Below are 18245 nucleotides of genomic sequence, written 5' to 3' on the forward strand. Positions count from 1 at the left end.
GATGGATTGCGCAGCGATCGATTTCGGAGGCTCGGTCACCGACGTGGTCTTGCGTCGTGGAGACGGGTCGGAGGTGCTCCGGGCCGAGCAGGCGGTGGAACGCCCGACGGCGGCTGATGTCCGTCGCCTGCTCGAGGGCGTGTCCGCGGGGGCGGTTCCGCCGACGCTCGTGGCCGTCACTGGTGGTCGTTCCGGCGCGCTGACCGAGGATGTCGACGGCATTCCTCTCGTCGCGGTCGACGAGGCGGCCGCCACGGCGGTGGGTGCGGTACGCACGGGGATTGCGACGCCCGCGGTTGTCGTCAGCCTCGGCACGGGAACCGGGATCGTCCTGGCGCGCCCGCCCAAGGAGCCCGAGCGCCTGATCGGAAGTGGTGTCGGTGGGGGGACGTTGATCGGCCTCGCTCGACTGCTTCTCGGCACCGAGAATGTCGAAGAGATCGGCGCGCTCGTGCAGAAAGGCGACCCTGCCCGCTGTGACCTAAGCGTGGGGGACATCGTGGGGCAGGGCGTCGGCCCGGTTCGCGCCGACGCGACGGCCGCGCACTTCGGCCGGCTCACGCGTTCGGATGGTTCGACGCGTCCCGAAGACGTGGCGGCGGCCCTGGTGCGGCTGGTCGGCCAGACCGCCCTCAGACTCGCGATCGACTCGGTCCTGATGCACCAGGCCGTCGGCATCGTTCTCGTCGGTCACGTACTCGATATTCCCGGCTTCCGCGAGTCGATTCTGAGCACACCAGGGGTCGAATCGAGTTTCGTGCACATGCCCGCGGATCCGGGCTTCGCCGTTGCGCAGGGAGCGCTCGACGTGGCGCTCGCCGGGCGTCCCGACCTGGCAGGCTAGAGGGGCGTATGCCATGAGACACGAGGTTCAGCTCACAACGGTCGAGGCGACATGAACATCCACGAACATCAGGGCAAAGAGATCCTCGCACGCTATGGCGTCGCGACGCTGAAGGGCGTCATGACCACCTCGGCGCAAGGGGCACGCGAAGCGGTGGAAGCGATCGGCGGCGATGGTCCGTGGGTCGTGAAGGCGCAGATTCACGCAGGCGGTCGAGGGAAGGCCGGTGGCGTCAAGCTCGTGAAGAGCGCAGAAGAAGCGGAGACCTTTGCGGCTTCCCTTCTCGGCAAAACTCTCGTCACGCACCAGACCGGTCCCGAAGGGCGCGTCGTTCGACGCCTCTTCGTGGAGCAGGGCTGTGCCATCGATCGCGAGCTGTACCTGGGCTTCGCGCTCGATCGCGACACGAGCCTCGTCACGGCGATTGCGTCGGCCGAGGGCGGAGTCGAAATCGAAGAGGTCGCCGCAAAGACGCCGGAGAAGATCCTGCGCGAGGCCATTCGCCCCGAGGTCGGCTGTCAGAGCTATCAGGGCCGCAAGATCGGCAAGGCTCTCGGTCTGCCGCAGAAGAGCCTCGGCAAGTTCGCCAAGTTCCTCTCGGCTCTCTACGAGGCGTACGTTGCGACCGACGCGGCGCTGATCGAGATCAATCCTCTCGTTCTCACGAAGGATGGCGACCTCGTCGCTCTCGATGCGAAGATGGGCTTCGACGACAACGCGCTCTTCCGCCACGCGGACCTTCGCGAACTGCGTGATCCCGACGAAGAGGATCCCCGCGAACAGCAGGCGCAAGAGTACGATCTCTCCTACATCGCGCTCGACGGTTCGATCGGCTGCATGGTGAACGGCGCCGGTCTCGCGATGGCGACCATGGACATCGTGAAACTCGCCGGTGCGGCGCCTGCGAACTTCCTGGATGTAGGGGGCGGCGCGGACGCGAAGAAGGTCGCAGCGGCCTTCCGGATCATTCTCGCTGACACGAGCGTCAAGGCGGTTCTGATCAACATCTTCGGTGGCATCATGCAGTGCGACGTCCTCGCGACCGGTGTCGTGCAGGCCGCCAGCGAGATGAAGCTGGCCGTGCCGGTCGTCTGCCGGCTGGAAGGCACCAACGTCGATGAGGGCCGTAAGATCCTCGCCGATTCCGGACTCAACATCATCACCGCGGCCGACATGGCCGACGCGGCGAAGAAGGTCGTCGAGGCGTCCAAATGAGCATCCTCGTCGGAAAAGACACCAAGGTCGTTACCCAGGGTATCACCGGGTCGACGGGGCAGTTTCACACGCGCACCTGTCGCGACTACGGCACCCAGATGGTCGCCGGAGTCACGCCCGGCAAGGGCGGCGGCGACTTCGAGAGCATTCCGATCTACGACACGGTAGGTGAGGCCCGCGAAGCGACCGGCTGCAATGCCAGCGTGATCTACGTCCCGCCGCCCTTCGCGGCGGACGCGATCATGGAGGCGGCCGACGCGGGCGTCGAGCTCGTCATCTGCATCACCGAGGGCATTCCAGTCCTCGACATGGTGAAGGTGAAGCGCTTTCTCGCCGGCTCGAAAACGCGCCTCATCGGGCCGAACTGCCCGGGCGTCATCACGCCGGGCGAGTGCAAGATCGGCATCATGCCGGGCTACATTCACCAGGCCGGCAAGATCGGCGTCGTGTCGCGTAGCGGCACGCTCACGTACGAGGCTGTGCATCAGCTCACTCAGCTCGGCATCGGGCAGTCGACCTGCGTCGGCATCGGTGGCGATCCGGTGAACGGCACGGGCTTCATCGACGTGCTCGAGCTCTACAACGCTGATCCGGATACCGACGGCGTCATCATGATCGGTGAGATCGGTGGTTCGGCCGAAGAAGAAGCGGCGGAATACGTAAAGCGAGAGATGAAGAAGCCCGTCGCGGGCTTCATCGCCGGCCAGACCGCTCCCGAGGGGAAGCGGATGGGGCACGCCGGGGCGATCATCTCCGGAGGCAAGGGAACCGCCGCGGACAAGATCGAGGCGATGAACGCAGCCGGCATCAAGGTTGCGGCGAGCCCGGCCGATCTCGGCATCACGTTGAAGGAAGCGATGGGCGCCTGAGCGCCTCGCGATTCAAAGGACCAGACTCATGGCGGACAGAACTTTTTCAATCGTAAAGCCGGACGCGGTTGCCAAGCATGGCATCGGCCCGGTCCTCGCACGGATCGAAGAGGGCGGCCTTCGCGTGGTCGCCGGCCGGATGACGCGCCTCACGCGCGCGCAGGCCGAGTCATTCTATGCGGTTCACAAAGAGCGTCCGTTCTACTCGGACCTCTGCGACTTCATGACCTCCGGCCCCGTGTTCGTTTCGGTGCTCGAAGGCGACAATGCCATTGCGCGGTACCGTGAGATCCTCGGCGCGACGAATCCGGCGGATGCTGCGGCTGGAACCGTTCGTGCCGACTTCGGCACCGACGTCGAGAAGAACGCTGCGCACGGCTCGGACGGACCGGATACCGCGAAGGAGGAGATCAGCTTCTTCTTTCCGGCCGCCGATCTGAGCTGAACCGAAGCCCGTTTCACGGGAGGCCCCGATGCAGCCCGTCCACGCGCTCGATCCCAATTCCGCGGAGAATCTCGTGGCCGAGTTGGGTCTTCCGCGTTATCGGGCGGGCCAGCTCCTCTCCTGGGTCTACCGCCGCGGGGTCGCCGACCCCGAGGAAATGACTGACCTACCGGCCGCCGCTCGCGCGACTCTGCGCGAGCACCTGAGCGGGGCGGCGGTCTCGTCGCCGGACGTCCAGGAGTCCTCCGACGGGACGCGCAAGCTGGCGGTGCGTCTCGCCGACGGCGAGGTGATCGAGAGTGTGCTGATCCCCGACCGGGAACGGCTCACGTTGTGTGTCTCCTCCCAGGTGGGTTGCGCGATGGGGTGTACGTTCTGCGCGACCGCTCGTCTCGGGTTGAAGCGTCATCTGCGTGTGGAGGAGATCGTCGGTCAGATCGTACTCGCGCGCGAAGTCGCCGCGACCATGGGGCCGGAGGGGAGGCCTCTCACGAACCTCGTCTTCATGGGGATGGGTGAGCCGCTGCACAATCTGGACGCCCTCTTGCCGGCCATCGAGATTCTCACGTCGCAGTGGGGCCTCGGTATCTCATCGCGGCGGATAACCGTATCGACTGTCGGACTCGTCCCTGAGATGCGTCGCCTCCTCGAGAGCACGAAGGTCAGCCTCGCCGTTTCGCTCGGCGCGACGACCGAGGAGAAGCGTCGCGAACTCATGCCTGTGACGCGCAAGTACAGCTTGGCCCAGCTTCTCGATGCGTGCCGAAAGCTCCCGCTGCCGCGCCGAAAGCGCATTACCTTCGAGTACACCCTGCTCACGGGCGAGAACGACGCAGACGAGGACGCGCGTCGCCTGGTGGCCTTGCTCCACGGCATCCGAGCGAAGGTGAACCTCATCTACTGGAACCCGTTCCCGGGAGCTGACTACGTACGCGCCACCCGTGACCGGACGCACCGATTCCAGCGGATCCTGCTCGATCACGGCGTCCACGCGAGCATCCGTGAGAGTCGCGGCCCGGACATCGCAGCCGCGTGCGGCCAGCTGGCCGCGCAAAGCCCTGCGGAGCCCTCGGGGGCGACGCCAACCCCGGAAGGCGTGGACCCGTCCTCCTAATTGCCCCACCTGGGGCCTTGTGCGAAAGCTCGACAACTCATGTCAGAAGATACGCGCGCGACCCTCGGGGTCATCGGTGGAAGTGGTCTCTACGATCTGGACGATTTGTCGGACGTCCGGCGTGTGCGTCTGGCGACGCCTTTCGGAGATCCGTCGGACGAATTGGTGCTCGGTACGATCGGTGACGTCGAATTGGCGTTCCTCCCGCGACACGGGCGGGGGCACCGTATCCTGCCCAGCGAGCTGAACTTCCGGGCAAACATTCACGCGATGAAGCAATTGGGCGTGACCCAGTTGTTGTCGGTGGGCGCGGTGGGCTCGCTGAAGGAGGAGATTGCGCCGGGGCACGTCGTCGTGCCGGATCAGTTCATCGACCGCTCGGTCGGACGTACGGCGACCTTCTTCGGGGAAGGTATCGTCGCACATGTGCAGTTCGGTGATCCGGTCTGTGCCGCGCTTGCGGACGCGACCGCGGGCGCCGCGCGCGGCGCCGGGGCCGAGAACATCCACGTCGGCGGCACGTACGTGAACATGAATGGACCGCAGTTCTCCACCCGCGCAGAATCGAATCTCTATCGCTCGTGGGGCGCGTCGATCATCGGCATGACGAATCTGCAGGAGGCGAAGCTCGCCCGCGAAGCCGAGATGTGTTTCGCGAGCCTGTCGCTCTGCACCGACTACGATTGCTGGCACGAGAGCGAGGAAGAGGTCGACGTCAGCGCGATCCTGGAAGTGCTGCGCGCGAACGCGCGTCTCGCCGCGAAGACGGTCGGCGAGTTGGCGGCCACGCTGCCGGCCGGTGATTGTGCTTGTCGACACGCTCTGGACGGCGCGATCATCTCCGATCTCGCTGCGATTCCCGCCGAGGCGCGCGAGAGGTTGCGCGTGATCGCCGGGAAGTATCTATGACGGGGGGCGTGGCACAGAGCACCTGCGATTTGTCGGTCGTCGTCCCCTTCTACGAAGAGGAGGAGGCGATCGAGCCCTTCTTCTCCGAACTCCTGTCGGTGCTCGATCGTTTGGACACCAAGTCCGAGGTCGTGGCGGTCGACGATGGTTCGCGCGATCAGACCTTCGAGCGGCTCCGTACCGTTCATGAGGGGGATCCCCGTGTGCGGGTCGTCCGGCTGCGCCGGAATTTCGGTCAAACGGCCGGCCTGGCGGCGGGCTTCGAGCACGCGCGCGGGCGCGTCGTCGTGACGATGGACGGCGACCTCCAGAACGACCCTGCGGACATCCCGCGGCTTCTGGCCGAGTTAGATGCCGGCGCCGACGTGGTCTCGGGGTGGCGCCACGACCGCAAGGACGCGCAGTTGCACCGCGTCCTCCCGTCCAAGGTCGCGAACTGGATCATTTCTACGGTCACCTCGGTGCACCTGCACGACTATGGCTGCGGCATCAAGGCGTACAAGCGGGATGTCGTGTCGGAGCTGCGCCTCTACGGAGAGATGCACCGATTCCTTCCGGCCATCGCCGCCGACCTCGGTGCGCGCGTGACTGAGCTTCAGGTGAATCACCGTGCACGCACTCTGGGGAAGTCGAAGTACGGTCTGACCCGCACGATCCGTGTGATCCTGGACCTGGTCACCGTGAAGTTCCTCTCGGACTTCTCGACGCGACCGATTCAGGTCTTCGGACTTTTCGGCCTCGCCGTCACGCTGGCCGGCGGGTTGCTGCTCGCGTTCCTCGGGCTCGAGCGGATCTTTCTCGGCGTCGAACTCGGTGGACGCCCGATCGTTCTCCTCGCCATCGTACTGCTGATCACCGGCCTGCAGTTCATCACGTTCGGGTTGCTCGGCGAGATGCTCGCGCGGACCTACCACGAGTCGCAGGGGAAGCCGGTCTACGTGGTCGGTGAGACTCTCGACCCGGACCGGACGCCAGGCTCGGAGACTTAGGCTTTGCCGCGGATCGGGCTCGATGCTCGGATGCTCCACAACGGTGGCATTGGGCGATATATCGGAGAGTTGCTCGAAGCCTATCCGGGTCTCGTGCGGAACGAGGAGATCGTCGTGTTCGCGCACCCACGCGACCATGTCGAAGTACGGCGGCGGGCACCCGGCATCGAGATCGTTCCGGTCACGGCCCCGATCTACTCCCTGCGAGAACACGTAGAGGTCGCGTGGCAGGTGCGTCGCGCGGAGTTGGATCTCCTGCACGTTCCCCACTATGTCCCACCGCTCGGAGTGAACTGCGCGATGGTCGTGACGATCCACGACCTGATCCACATGCAGTTCCCGCGGTCGCGGATCCACTCGTTTTACTGCCGGCGGATGATGGCCGAGGTTCGCAGGCGGGTGGCTCTGGTCCTGACCCCGTCTCTGGCCGTGGCCCACGACGTCGAAGAGTTCGGCGGGATTGAGCCCGACCGGATCCGGGTCGTCTACAACGGCGTCTCGCCGGGTTGGGGAGCCCCGAATTCCGGCCCCGAGGTGGACGCGTTCCTGCGGCGCCTGCGACTCGAGCCCCCCTACGTTCTGAATGTGACCAATGGGCTGCCTCATAAGGGCCTGCGAACCCTGCTCGCGGCGTTTCGGGACCTGCTCCCGGAGGCGGTCCGGGCCGATCCGCGGGGACTGCGGCTCGTCCTGGCTGGGCAGGGCTCCGATCGCCCCGAAGTACGGGAGGAAATCGCGGAGTGCGGGCTCCCGCCCGACACGGTCCTGCCCCTCGGCGGCCTGTCCGAACGAGAGATGCGCTTGGCCTATGCTTCCGCCACGGCAGTCGTTGTGGCCTCGGAACATGAGGGGTTTGGCCTCCCGGCCCTGGAGGGCATGGCCGCCGGCGTGCCGGTGGTTGCCTCGGATGCCGGGGGACTCCCCGAGGTGGTCGGCGACGCCGGCCTCCTGTTTCCCTCAGGATCGGTTGCCCACCTGCGAGAGGCGCTCTATACAGTAGCCTTCGAGCTCCAGGGGGATGAGCGCGAAGAGCTGGTGCAATGTGGATGGGACCAAGCCGACCGATTCACATGGGAAGGCACCGCCCGAGCAACGCTGGCCGCCTATGAGCGCGCACTCGCGAGCGTGACGTGAACCAGACACGGTGGCAACAGGGAGCCCGCGGCATCCGCCGCGCGATCGGGCCTCGGGGACGGTTCTGCCCGTGCTGAAAGAGCGTCGACAGCTGTTCAGCGGGCTCTTCGTGGGTGCTGATCTGCTCATGATCGGTCTCTCCTTCGTGGTCGCTTACGCCCTGCGCTTCTACGTCCCGCTCGTGCCGGTGACCAAGGGAGTTCCGCCCGCCGAGAACTACCTCGCCTTGTTGCCTGTCGTCTTCGCGATCTGGGGGCTCGTCTTCCAGGCGCACGGTCTCTACGACCCAATGCGCGGAGCGAGCGAATCGTCTGAGCGTCGTCTGATCATCCGGGCGTCGTCTCTTGCAATGTTGATCTTCACCGCGGTGAGTTTCCTCGGGATCGAGAAGGCTTTCTCGCTCTCGAGGCTAACGCTGCTGTTTTTCTACGTCTTGGTGACCGGAGCGGTCGTGCTCGAGCGTGCAGCCCTGCGCGAAGTTCTGCGGGAGGCGCGCCGGTGTGGATACAACCTGCGCCACGTCCTGATCGTGGGGGACGGCGAGTTGGGCCGCGCCGTCCAGGAGCGGATGGTCCGTCATCCGGAGTTCGGGCTCAAGGTAAGGGGGTTCCTGGCCGAAGATCATCTGAGGGTCGGTGGGTTCGTGGGCTCGACCCCGATCTGCGGACAATGGGACGAGTTGGAGGAGATCGTAGAGCGAGACGACATCGATCAGGTGGTGTTTGCGATCCCGTTCGAGTCCCTGCCGGAGTTGGGCGGACTGATCAAGAAACTCGACGAGGCCGCCGTGGACGTCAAGGTGGTTCCGGACGTCGATCGCTTCGTGAGCTTGCGGAGCGGCATCGAGGAGTTCGGTGGTCTTCCGCTGATCTCGTTGCGTGCGACGCCGCTCATGGGTTGGAGTCGGGTGGCGAAGAGAGCGATGGACTTCTGCCTCGCGGTGATGGTGTTGGTTCTCTTATCGCCGTTCCTCCTTCTGATCGCGGCGGCCGTGAGGCTGTCGACGCCCGGCCCGGCCTTGTTCGCGCAGGATCGGATGGGTTTGGACGGACGCGTCTTCCGGGTTTGGAAGTTCCGCACGATGGGGGTGGACGCGGAGGCCGACACTGGCCCCGTCTGGGCGACGGAGAACGACCCGAGGCGGACGACGGTGGGACGCGTTCTGCGACGCTTCTCCCTCGACGAGCTGCCACAGCTTTTGAACGTGCTTCGTGGCGAGATGAGCCTGGTTGGCCCCCGCCCGGAACGGCCCGTGTTCATCGAGGACTTCCGCTCTCGCGTTCCGAAGTACATGCTTCGCCACATGGTTCAGGCCGGAATGACCGGCTGGGCTCAGGTGAATGGCTGGCGCGGAAACACATCGATCGAGCAGCGGATCGAACACGACTTGTATTACATCGAGAACTGGTCGCTGCGCCTGGATCTGAAGATTCTGGTGCTGACCTTCGTACGCGGGTTCGCTGGCAAGAACGCGTACTGAGCGAGGCGGCGGACACCCCGCCGATCAAGCTTCCCCCTGACGGCGGCATTGCCCGCTGGGAGATTCGTGAATGAGGATCTGTGTAGTTGGGACCGGCTATGTCGGTCTCGTGGCAGGAACATGCTTCGCCGAGTGCGGCAACGACGTCATCTGTGTGGACGTGGTGCCCGAGAAGATCGCTGCGCTCGAGCGGTGTGAGATCCCGATCTATGAGCCGGGGCTCGAAGAACTCGTCCGTCGAAACAGCGAGGAGCATCGCCTCTCGTTCACGATCGATCTGAAGACGGCTGTCCAAGCGTCGGAGATCTGCATCATCGCGGTGGGTACCCCGATGGGTCGTTCCGGGGCCGCGGACCTGTCCGCGGTGATGGCCGTTGCGAAGTCGATGGCCGAGGCTGCGAACGGCGACAAGGTCGTTGTGATCAAGAGCACGGTTCCCGTGGGTACTGCCGACCGGGTGCGTCGCGTTCTCGAAGAGAACACGAGCCACTCGATGGAAGTCGTTTCGAATCCCGAGTTTATGAAGGAAGGCGCAGCGATCGACGACTTCATGAAGCCCGACCGTGTCGTCATCGGTGGGCGCGACGAAGCCGCTCTCGGAAGACTGAAGGAGCTCTATTCTCCGCTCGTTCGCACGGACAATCCGATCCTTTCGATGGACAATCGCTCCGCCGAGATGACGAAGTACGCGGCCAACGCGCTGCTCGCGACGCGAATCTCGTTCGTGAACGAAATGGCGAACCTCTGTGAAAAGGTTGGCGCGGATGTCGGGATGGTTCGCCGAGGCATCGGTCACGATCGCCGGATTGGTCATCACTTCCTGTTTCCGGGTGTCGGGTACGGGGGGAGTTGTTTCCCAAAGGACGTCCAGGCGGTCATCAGCACCGCGCAGGACTACCAGATCGACTTCACGCTGCTTCGGGCCGTGGAGGACGTGAACGATCGTCAGAAGCGGCTTCTGGTCGGCAAGGTTCTCGACCACTTCGGTGGCGACGTGACCGGCAAGCGCTTCGCGATCTGGGGATTGGCGTTCAAGCCTCGGACCGACGACATGCGCGAGGCGCCTGCGGTCATCATCATCGAGCGCCTGCTCGCCGCGGGAGCGGAGATCGCCGTTCACGATCCGGAGGCCATGGACGAAGCGAAGAAGATGTTTGGAGATCGGCTGACGTATCACCGGCTGAACTACGATGCGCTGGAGGGCGCGGACGCACTGATAATCGTGACGGAGTGGAATGAGTTCCGGCGTCCCGACTTTGCCCGTATGAAGAAGGCTCTTGCTTCCCCGGTCGTGTTTGACGGGCGGAACATTTACGAGCCGGACCAGATGGCGGAGCAGGGCTTCACGTATCACTCGGTGGGCCGCTCTGCGGTTTCCGCTGAGGCCTGAACCAAATGAGAATCCTGATTACGGGCGGCGCCGGCTTCATCGGGTCGCACCTCGCGGATCGGCTGTTGGCCGAGGGACATTCCGTCATCGCGATCGACAACCTGGCGACCGGCCATCCGCGGAACATCGAACACCTGGCAGGCAACGAACAGTTCCGTTTCATCAAGCATGACGTCGTCGACTATCTCTACGTCGAGGGTGAGCTCGACGTCGTGTTGCACCTGGCTTCGCTGCCCAGTCCTGTGGACTACCTGAAGAAGCCGATCCCGACGCTGAAGGTCGGGGCGCTGGGGACGCACAAGGCGTTGGGCCTAGCGAGGGCCAAGGGCGCGCTGTTCATGCTCGCGTCGACGTCGGAGGTCTACGGAGATCCGCTCGTCCATCCGCAGCCCGAGGACTACTGGGGGAACGTGAATCCGGTCGGCCCGCGCGGCGTCTACGACGAGTCGAAGCGCTTCGCCGAGGCCATCACGATGGCCTATCACCGCTACCACGGGCTCGACACGCGTATCTTCCGGATCTTCAATACCTACGGTCCGCGGATGCGGCCCGACGACGGGCGTGTGGTGACCAACTTTATTGCGCAGGCGCTGCGCGGGGAGGCCCTCACGATCTATGATGACGGGTCCCGCACGCGGAGCTTCTGCTACGTGAGCGACCTCGTCGATGGGATCCTGCGGCTGCTCGCGTGCGATGAAGCCGAGCCGGTGAATCTCGGGAACCCGAATGAGATGACGATCCTCGAGTTCGCGCAGACGGTCCAGAAGCTGACCGGCGGCGGCTCGGAGTTGATCCATGTGACCCCCACCGACGAACGCACGAAGGATGATCCTCAGGTTCGGCGGCCCGACATCGGGCGTGCCATGGAACGCTTGGGGTGGTCTCCCCAGGTCGCTCTCGAAGACGGGCTGAGCAAGACGGTCGACTACTTCCGCGAATTGCTCTCGCGCGATCGATCGAACTGACGCGGTGGCGTCCGCGGGCGCGGGGGGCGGAATGAAGATCCTGGTAACGGGCGGAGCTGGGTTCATTGGATCGAACGTGTCGGACGCGTTGATTGCCGAGGGCAACGACGTCGTCGTGGTGGACGATCTGTCGGGCGGCAAACGTCATCAGGTTCCGGACGCGGCGACGTTCCATCAAGTGGACGTACGTGATGCGGCGGGCATTCGTGAGGTCTTTGCGAAGGAGAGGCCCGAGGTCCTCGTGCACCATGCCGCGCAGATGGACGTGCGACGCTCGGTGGCCGATCCGCCCTTCGACGCGCAAGTGAACGTTGTCGGTCTGCTGAACCTTCTCGAAGCCGGGAGGGGGAATGGGCTGCGTCGCGTGCTCTTCGCTTCGTCGGGTGGGGCGGGCTATGGCGAGCAAGACGAGTTTCCCGCTCCCGAGACGCACGAGATCGCGCCCGTGAGTCCGTACGGCGTGAGCAAGATGGCAAGTGAGCTCTATCTCTCGTGCTACAAGGCGATGTACGGCCTGGAGTACGCGGCGATGCGCTACGCGAACGTCTACGGGCCCCGTCAGGATCCGCATGGCGAAGCCGGCGTCGTGGCGATCTTCACGCAGCGCGTACTCGCGGGAGAGTCCTCGACGATCAATGGCGACGGGAAGCAGACCCGTGACTACGTGTTCGTCAGTGACATCGTCCGTGGGAACGTGTTGCTCAGCAAGAGCAACTGGTCCGGCTCGGTCAACTTCGGAACGGGAATCGAGACCGACGTGAATCAGCTCTACGCGGGGATCTGCGAGGCGTGTGGCAAGGACCTCCCTGCCGAGCACGGGGCCGCCAAGCCCGGGGAGCAGAGCCGTAGTGCGATTTCCCCGAAACTTGCGGGCGAGGTGCTCTCTTGGCGCCCCGAGACGTCGCTCCCAGACGGGCTCCGGCAGACGGCGGAGTTCTTCCGAAATCGAGACGCCTGAGATGCCGCTCGGCTCTCGCGGGAGGGGTCGGGCGCACGGCGGGCTCGTCTGGTAAGGATTTCGGTTTCGATGGACCCGGCTCGCATCCGCAATTTCTCGATCATCGCCCACATCGACCATGGGAAATCCACCTTGGCCGATCGGCTCCTCGAGACCACGGGCACGGTGACGTCCCGAGACATGCAGGCGCAGCTCCTCGATGACATGGATCTCGAGCGAGAGCGCGGCATCACGATCAAGGCGCGGTCCGTCCGCCTCACGTACCTGGCGAGAGACGGCCAGGAGTACATCCTGAACCTGATCGACACCCCCGGGCACGTCGACTTCGCTTATGAGGTCTCGCGCAGCCTCACGGCGTGCGAAGGCGCGATCCTGGTCGTCGACGCGGCGCAGGGAGTCGAAGCGCAGACACTCGCGAACGTCTACCTCGCCCTCGATCACGATCTCGAGATCATTCCCGTTCTGAACAAGATCGATCTTCCGTCTGCCGATCCCGATCGTGTTTGTCAGGAGATCGAAGACGTCATCGGGCTCGACGCGAGCGACGCGGTTCGCGCGAGCGCGAAGCAGGGCATCGGCATCGAGGAGATTCTCGAACGGGTCGTCGAGAAGGTCCCGGCGCCGACCGGCAACAAGGAGGGGCCGCTCCAGGCGCTCATCTTCGACTCGTGGTTCGATCCGTACCACGGTGCGGTCATCCTGGTGCGCGTCGTGAACGGCGAGGTGAAGACCGGAGACCGGGTTCGATTGATGGCGGCCGAGCGCGACTACGACGTCACGCGACTGGCCGTTCTCGCGCCCGGCCCCACGCAGGTCCAAAGCCTCGGTCCCGGTGAAGTCGGAATCCTGATGGCTTCGATCAAGGAGATCGCGCACGCGCAGATCGGCGACACGGTCACGCTCGTGAAGCCGTCGGCGCCGCTGCCGCTACCGGGCTTCCAGGCCGTGAAGGCGATGGTGTTCAGTGGGCTCTACCCGGCGGACACCAAGCAGTACGAGGCGCTCCGCACCGCGGTCGAGAAGCTCAAGCTGAACGATTCGTCGTTCTCGTACGAGCCCGAGAGCTCGCTCGCGCTGGGCTTCGGTTTTCGCTGCGGCTTTCTGGGCCTGCTGCACATGGAGATCGTGCAGGAGCGGCTCGAACGCGAGTTCGGCCTCACCCTCATTACGACCGCCCCCACCGTGGCTTACCAAGTCACGACGACCGCGGGAGAAGTGATCGCGGTGGACAGCCCGGCGAAGCTCCCGCCACCGACCAACATCGAGAAGATCGAAGAGCCCATCATTCACGCGACGATCCACGTCCCGTCGGAGTACCTGGGCGGCGTCCTCAAGCTCTGTGAGGAGAAGCGCGGCGAGCAGAAGGGGATCCGCTACGCGGGCGAGAACCGCGCGGTGCTGACCTACGAGATCCCCCTGAACGAAGTCGTCGTGGACTTCTACGATCGCCTGAAATCCGTCTCGAAAGGCTACGCCTCGCTCGACTACGAGTTGCAGGGATTCATTCCCAGTGATCTGGTCAAGCTCGACGTTCGGATAAATGGAGATATCGTCGACGCCCTCTCGCTCATCGTGCACCGCGACCGCGCTTACCCGCGCGGCCGGGAGCTCGCACTCAAGATGAAGGAACTCATACCGAGGCAGATGTTCGAGGTCGCCATCCAGGCGTCGATTGGGACGAAGATCGTCGCCCGCGAGACCGTGAAGGCGATGCGCAAGAACGTGACCGCGAAGTGCTACGGCGGCGACATCAGTCGGAAGCGGAAGCTCCTGGAAGCACAGAAGGAAGGTAAGAAGCGGATGAAGCAGGTCGGACGTGTGGAGATTCCGCAGGAGGCCTTCCTGGCGGTCCTGAAGGTGGAAAATTGAGCGCGTCCGGCTCGGGCAAGCGCAAGGGCGCCCAGGCCCCGGAGGCGTCCGGACCGAAGGTGAAGTCGACCTTTCGCGAGTACGCCGAGGCACTGATCGTCGCCCTGGCGCTGGCCCTGTTCATCCGGACCTTTTTCGTCCAGGCCTTCAAGATCCCCTCGGGGTCCATGCTTCCGACCCTCCAGATCGGCGACCACCTCCTGGTCAACAAGCTCCTGTACGGGATTCGGGTCCCGGTCATCGGAACCCGATTCCTGAGCTTTTTTGAACCGGAAGAGGGGGATATCATCGTCTTCGTCTACCCGGAGGACCGCGACAAGGACTTCATCAAGCGAATCGTGGGAGCGCCGGGCGACGTCATCGAGATTCGACAAAAGCAGCTATACCGGAACGGAAAAGCGGTCGATAGATCCGACGAACCCTATGCCCAGTATACGAAGGGGGTGGAACCCGGTGTCCGAGACAACTTCGGCCCGGTTACGGTGCCCGAAGGGCACGTTTTCGTCATGGGCGACAATCGCGATCATAGCTTCGACTCGCGGTTTTGGGGCTTCGTCCCGTTTGAGGACATCAAGGGTAAGGCATTCATCATCTATTGGTCATGGAACGGCGAGGAGACCTGGGTACGCTTTGAGCGCCTGGGTAGCCTGGTTCGCTGAACGTGCGCCGGCCGAGCGGGATTTCATCCGCGAACGGAATTGCGGGAGGACGAAATGCAGCTGAGTGAAAAGCTAACGTCGCGAAGTGCGAAGGTCGCAGTCATCGGCCTGGGGTATGTCGGGCTTCCCCTGACGATGGAAATGGCCGAAGCCGGCTTCACCGTGGTGGGCATCGATGCCGACCCGCGTAAGGTCAAAGAGATCAACGAGGGGAACTCGTACATTCCGGACGTTCCCACTGAGGTCCTGGCCAAGCACGTCAGCGAGGGGCGGCTCTCGGCGACGACCGACCCTTCGGCGCTTGCCGACGTCGACACGATCAGCATCTGTGTTCCGACGCCGCTGTCCAAGACCAAGGACCCCGACGTCTCGTACATCCTCGACGCCGTCGCCTCGATCAAGAAGCACCTCCGAGCGGGCCAACTCATCGTCCTCGAGAGCACGACGTATCCGGGTACGACGGACGAGCTGATCCGCGCAGAGCTCGAAAACGATCAGCTGAGGGCTGGTCGCGAGTTCTACCTCGCGTTCTCGCCCGAGCGCATCGACCCAGGCAACAAGACGCACGGCACGCGCAACACGCCGAAGGTCGTCGGTGGGATCACGCCGCGCTGCACCGAACTCGCAGTGGCGCTGTACTCGCAGTTCATCGAGACGGTCGTTCCGGTTTCGTCGGCGCGCACCGCCGAGATGGTGAAGCTTCTCGAGAACACGTTCCGCAGTGTGAACATCGCCCTGGTGAACGAACTCGCGTCGATGTGCGACGTCCTCCGCGTGGATGCCTACGAGGTCATCGACGCCGCGGCCACGAAGCCGTTCGGATTCCTTCCGTTCTACCCGGGACCCGGTCTGGGCGGTCACTGCATTCCGATCGATCCGCACTACCTCGCCTGGAAGCTGAAGGCGCACGACTTCACGGCCCGCTTCATTGCGCTCGCCGCAGAGGTTAATCAGCAGATGCCTCAGCTCGTGGTCGAGAAGGTCACGGCCGGCCTCAATCATCACGGCCGATCGGTAAAGGGCTCCCGGATTCTCGCGCTCGGTGTCGCTTACAAGAAGGACGTGAGCGACATGCGTGAGTCGCCGGCCCTCTCTGTCATCAAGCTGCTCGAGGACCGTGGCGCGCGTGTGAGCTATCACGATCCGTACGTCCCAGAGCTGGTGTTGGAGTCGGGTTCGATGGCCTGCGTACCGCTCTCGGAGGATACGCTGCGGCTCGCGGACTGCGCCGTGATTTTGACGGACCACAACGCCTTCGACATCCCGTGGATTACTTCGTGCTCGCGCCTCGTGGTCGACACGCGGAACGCTACGCGCGGGCTGGAAGGCCGTTTTTCCGAGCGCATTATCAAGCTCGGTGCGCCGGATCCATTCGCGAATCCGGTAAAGCTCGCCGAGTCCGCCTGATCGAGGGGACCAGGCTGGTAGGAGGACCGGATGCCCGCAGACAAGGGTCCAACAGAAGCAGCCGGCCCGCAGATCGTGCGGGGTCGGATTGCCGGCTTGGTAAAGGGCGGCTTCGAAGTCGAGACCGACCGCGGCCCCGGGTTCTGTTCGCTCTCGCAGATCGATGCGAGGCGGGTAACCGATGCGTCCTCCTTCCTGCATCGAGAGTTCGATTTCGCGGTCCTCGGCACGCCCGACGATTCGTCGCGGCTGAAGCTCTCTCGACGCAAACTCCTCGAGCGCGAGGCGCGTGAGCGCACGAGCGATCTGCGACGTCAGATCGTCGCCGGGGCGGTCCTGAGTGGACGCGTCTCTCGATTGACCGACTTTGGCGCCTTCATCGACCTGGGCGGCATCGAGGGAATGGTCCACGTGTCCGAGGTCTCCCATCGGCGGATCGAGAAGCCGGCGGATGTGCTGGAGGTCGGCCAGGTGGTCGACGTTCGGGTGCTTCGCGTCGGCAACGACTCGAAGGACCAGAAGGACCAGAAGGACTCGAAGGACCAGAAGGGCGGGAAGGACCAGAAGGGCGGGAAGGGTGGGAAGGGGCGCCGAGCGGGGCGGTCCACAGGGCGGATCGGGCTCAGCATCAAAGGGGCACAGGAAGATCCGTGGACCCGCGCCGCCGATCAATTCCAGCCGTGGCAGGTGGCCGACGGTCGGATCCTGCGGGTCTCGGAGTTCGGGGCGTTCGTAGAGCTGGCTCCGGGGCTGGAGGGCTTGCTGCACGACAGCGAGCTCCCGAAGGGCGCTCTGGCTAAGCTGGAAGAGGCCTCGAAGGGCGGCGCGCTCATGGCTGTCCTGGTCCTCGACGTGGACCTGGTACGTCACCGGATTTCGCTCGCGCCGGCGCCCGGAGGGCTGGCTGCCGGCGAGCGGGTAGAGCCGCTGCCGCTGAAGGCTGGCACGAACGTCACCGGTCGAGTCGAAGAGGTCCAGGCCGGGGCCGTTCTTGTACGGTTGGGGCCCGGCCAACTCGGCGTGATCCCGAATGCGGAGATGGGTACGCCGCGTGGGGCGGACCACAAAGCCGAGTTCCCGCGCGGGACGGAGATCGAGGCCGAGGTCGCGCGAGTCGAAGCCGGCGGGCGGCGCGCGCGCCTTTCGCGCAAGCGGGCCCAACGCCGGGAAGAGCAGGAGGAGATCGCGCGCCACTCTCAGAGTCAGTCCATCGAGAGTCTTTCCACGTTTGGCGACCTGCTGCAGAGCGCCCGGGCCAAGAAGGGGAGTTGATTCCGGCTAGTCCGCGTTGACAGCCTCACTGCCGGGGAGTACCGAAGACTCAACACACACCTTTTAATCGGATCCAGAGAGGTCCGGAAAGGTCAGGTATGAGCGAAGAGACCGACCACGTCAGCAGACGTGTGGTGATGGACGCGGCGGGCCTGCAGCGAGCGCTCGTTAGAATTGCCCACGAGATCGTCGAGCGCAACAAGGGCATCGACGGCCTCGGCATCGTCGGTATCCGCTCCCGAGGGGACGTTCTCGCCCGGCGCGTGCAGGCCGAAATCCGCCGGTTGGAAGGGGCGGACGTCCCGTTCGGCGCGATGGACATCACTCTGTATCGCGACGATCTCCACCGGGGTGCCGATCACGCTCCCGTCCAGATCACCGACATCCCCTGGGAAGTCGACGGCCGGACGATTCTGTTGGTCGATGACGTCCTCTTCACTGGGCGCACAGTTCGCGCTGCGCTGGATGCCCTGATGGACTTCGGGCGTCCGCAGGCGATCCAGCTGGGGGTGCTCGTCGACCGGGGCCACCGCGAGTTGCCGATCCGCGCCGACTACGTCGGCAAGAATCTTCCGACCCAGCGGTCGGAGAACGTTCAGGTCCGCCTGGCCGAATCGGAAGGCGTCGACGAGGTCGCGATTCTGCCCGGGCCGGCACTCCTCCGGCCGGGTGCCCCCTTGGCCTCGCCGGGTAAGGGTCCCGTAGGCGCGACCGGGAGGGCTTGAG

General features: G+C 64.6%; 17 protein-coding genes. All 17 read left to right on the forward strand.

Annotated elements, in window-relative coordinates; genetic code table 11:
- Nucleotide 1: 1 nt before the first annotated feature.
- On the forward strand, nucleotides 2–844 hold the full coding sequence (locus tag P8R42_04295; protein MDG2303869.1) for a Fumble domain-containing protein: 843 nt from the start codon (nucleotides 2–4) through the stop codon (nucleotides 842–844).
- 51 nt (nucleotides 845–895) lie between these two features.
- On the forward strand, nucleotides 896–2059 hold the full coding sequence (gene sucC, locus P8R42_04300) for an ADP-forming succinate--CoA ligase subunit beta (GenBank protein MDG2303870.1): 1164 nt from the start codon (nucleotides 896–898) through the stop codon (nucleotides 2057–2059).
- Complete coding sequence (gene sucD, locus P8R42_04305) at nucleotides 2056–2928, forward strand: succinate--CoA ligase subunit alpha (GenBank protein ID MDG2303871.1); 873 nt, start codon at nucleotides 2056–2058, stop codon at nucleotides 2926–2928. The genes sucC and sucD overlap by 4 nt, the downstream gene beginning before the upstream one ends.
- A gap of 28 nt (nucleotides 2929–2956) precedes the next feature.
- Entirely contained in the window at nucleotides 2957–3373 is a 417-nt protein-coding gene (gene ndk / locus P8R42_04310; protein ID MDG2303872.1) for a nucleoside-diphosphate kinase, read from the forward strand.
- Between the two features lie 28 nt (nucleotides 3374–3401).
- Entirely contained in the window at nucleotides 3402–4487 is a 1086-nt protein-coding gene (rlmN, locus tag P8R42_04315) for a 23S rRNA (adenine(2503)-C(2))-methyltransferase RlmN (GenBank protein MDG2303873.1), read from the forward strand.
- 39 nt (nucleotides 4488–4526) lie between these two features.
- Nucleotides 4527–5396 carry an S-methyl-5'-thioadenosine phosphorylase gene (mtnP, locus tag P8R42_04320; GenBank protein MDG2303874.1) on the forward strand — a complete coding sequence of 290 codons (870 nt, stop codon included), beginning with the start codon at nucleotides 4527–4529 and terminating at the stop codon, nucleotides 5394–5396.
- A complete protein-coding gene (locus P8R42_04325) occupies nucleotides 5393–6385 on the forward strand; it encodes a glycosyltransferase family 2 protein (protein ID MDG2303875.1) in 993 nt (330 codons plus the stop codon). Before mtnP ends, P8R42_04325 begins: the two co-directional genes overlap by 4 nt.
- 30 nt (nucleotides 6386–6415) lie before the next feature.
- A complete protein-coding gene (locus P8R42_04330) occupies nucleotides 6416–7519 on the forward strand; it encodes a glycosyltransferase family 1 protein (GenBank protein MDG2303876.1) in 1104 nt (367 codons plus the stop codon).
- A 70-nt stretch (nucleotides 7520–7589) separates the two neighbouring features.
- Nucleotides 7590–8999 (forward strand): undecaprenyl-phosphate glucose phosphotransferase, encoded by a 1410-nt coding sequence (locus P8R42_04335; GenBank protein ID MDG2303877.1) that lies wholly within the window; start codon nucleotides 7590–7592, stop codon nucleotides 8997–8999.
- Between the two features lie 70 nt (nucleotides 9000–9069).
- Nucleotides 9070–10389 (forward strand): UDP-glucose/GDP-mannose dehydrogenase family protein, encoded by a 1320-nt coding sequence (locus P8R42_04340; protein ID MDG2303878.1) that lies wholly within the window; start codon nucleotides 9070–9072, stop codon nucleotides 10387–10389.
- Between the two features lie 5 nt (nucleotides 10390–10394).
- On the forward strand, nucleotides 10395–11354 hold the full coding sequence (locus P8R42_04345; GenBank protein MDG2303879.1) for an SDR family oxidoreductase: 960 nt from the start codon (nucleotides 10395–10397) through the stop codon (nucleotides 11352–11354).
- Nucleotides 11355–11385: 31 nt separating this feature from the next.
- Complete coding sequence (locus tag P8R42_04350) at nucleotides 11386–12312, forward strand: NAD-dependent epimerase/dehydratase family protein (GenBank protein MDG2303880.1); 927 nt, start codon at nucleotides 11386–11388, stop codon at nucleotides 12310–12312.
- A 69-nt stretch (nucleotides 12313–12381) separates the two neighbouring features.
- On the forward strand, nucleotides 12382–14181 hold the full coding sequence (gene lepA / locus P8R42_04355) for a translation elongation factor 4 (protein MDG2303881.1): 1800 nt from the start codon (nucleotides 12382–12384) through the stop codon (nucleotides 14179–14181).
- A 59-nt stretch (nucleotides 14182–14240) separates the two neighbouring features.
- On the forward strand, nucleotides 14241–14840 hold the full coding sequence (lepB, locus tag P8R42_04360) for a signal peptidase I (GenBank protein ID MDG2303882.1): 600 nt from the start codon (nucleotides 14241–14243) through the stop codon (nucleotides 14838–14840).
- A 54-nt stretch (nucleotides 14841–14894) separates the two neighbouring features.
- A complete protein-coding gene (locus P8R42_04365; GenBank protein MDG2303883.1) occupies nucleotides 14895–16247 on the forward strand; it encodes a nucleotide sugar dehydrogenase in 1353 nt (450 codons plus the stop codon).
- Nucleotides 16248–16277: 30 nt separating this feature from the next.
- Nucleotides 16278–17519 (forward strand): S1 RNA-binding domain-containing protein, encoded by a 1242-nt coding sequence (locus tag P8R42_04370; GenBank protein MDG2303884.1) that lies wholly within the window; start codon nucleotides 16278–16280, stop codon nucleotides 17517–17519.
- 98 nt (nucleotides 17520–17617) lie between these two features.
- On the forward strand, nucleotides 17618–18244 hold the full coding sequence (pyrR, locus tag P8R42_04375; protein MDG2303885.1) for a bifunctional pyr operon transcriptional regulator/uracil phosphoribosyltransferase PyrR: 627 nt from the start codon (nucleotides 17618–17620) through the stop codon (nucleotides 18242–18244).
- The last annotated feature ends 1 nt before the right edge of the window (nucleotide 18245 follow it).

The organism is Candidatus Binatia bacterium, from assembly GCA_029243485.1.
GTDB lineage: Bacteria > Desulfobacterota > Binatia > UBA12015 > UBA12015 > VGTG01.

Coding starts and splice junctions, on each gene's coding strand:
- P8R42_04295 (MDG2303869.1), top strand. CDS start 2: ATGGATTGCGCAGCGATCGATTTCGGAGGCTCGGTCACCGACGTGGTC.
- sucC (MDG2303870.1), top strand. CDS start 896: ATGAACATCCACGAACATCAGGGCAAAGAGATCCTCGCACGCTATGGC.
- sucD (MDG2303871.1), top strand. CDS start 2,056: ATGAGCATCCTCGTCGGAAAAGACACCAAGGTCGTTACCCAGGGTATC.
- ndk (MDG2303872.1), top strand. CDS start 2,957: ATGGCGGACAGAACTTTTTCAATCGTAAAGCCGGACGCGGTTGCCAAG.
- rlmN (MDG2303873.1), top strand. CDS start 3,402: ATGCAGCCCGTCCACGCGCTCGATCCCAATTCCGCGGAGAATCTCGTG.
- mtnP (MDG2303874.1), top strand. CDS start 4,527: ATGTCAGAAGATACGCGCGCGACCCTCGGGGTCATCGGTGGAAGTGGT.
- P8R42_04325 (MDG2303875.1), top strand. CDS start 5,393: ATGACGGGGGGCGTGGCACAGAGCACCTGCGATTTGTCGGTCGTCGTC.
- P8R42_04330 (MDG2303876.1), top strand. CDS start 6,416: ATGCTCCACAACGGTGGCATTGGGCGATATATCGGAGAGTTGCTCGAA.
- P8R42_04340 (MDG2303878.1), top strand. CDS start 9,070: ATGAGGATCTGTGTAGTTGGGACCGGCTATGTCGGTCTCGTGGCAGGA.
- P8R42_04345 (MDG2303879.1), top strand. CDS start 10,395: ATGAGAATCCTGATTACGGGCGGCGCCGGCTTCATCGGGTCGCACCTC.
- P8R42_04350 (MDG2303880.1), top strand. CDS start 11,386: ATGAAGATCCTGGTAACGGGCGGAGCTGGGTTCATTGGATCGAACGTG.
- lepA (MDG2303881.1), top strand. CDS start 12,382: ATGGACCCGGCTCGCATCCGCAATTTCTCGATCATCGCCCACATCGAC.
- P8R42_04365 (MDG2303883.1), top strand. CDS start 14,895: ATGCAGCTGAGTGAAAAGCTAACGTCGCGAAGTGCGAAGGTCGCAGTC.
- P8R42_04370 (MDG2303884.1), top strand. CDS start 16,278: ATGCCCGCAGACAAGGGTCCAACAGAAGCAGCCGGCCCGCAGATCGTG.
- pyrR (MDG2303885.1), top strand. CDS start 17,618: ATGAGCGAAGAGACCGACCACGTCAGCAGACGTGTGGTGATGGACGCG.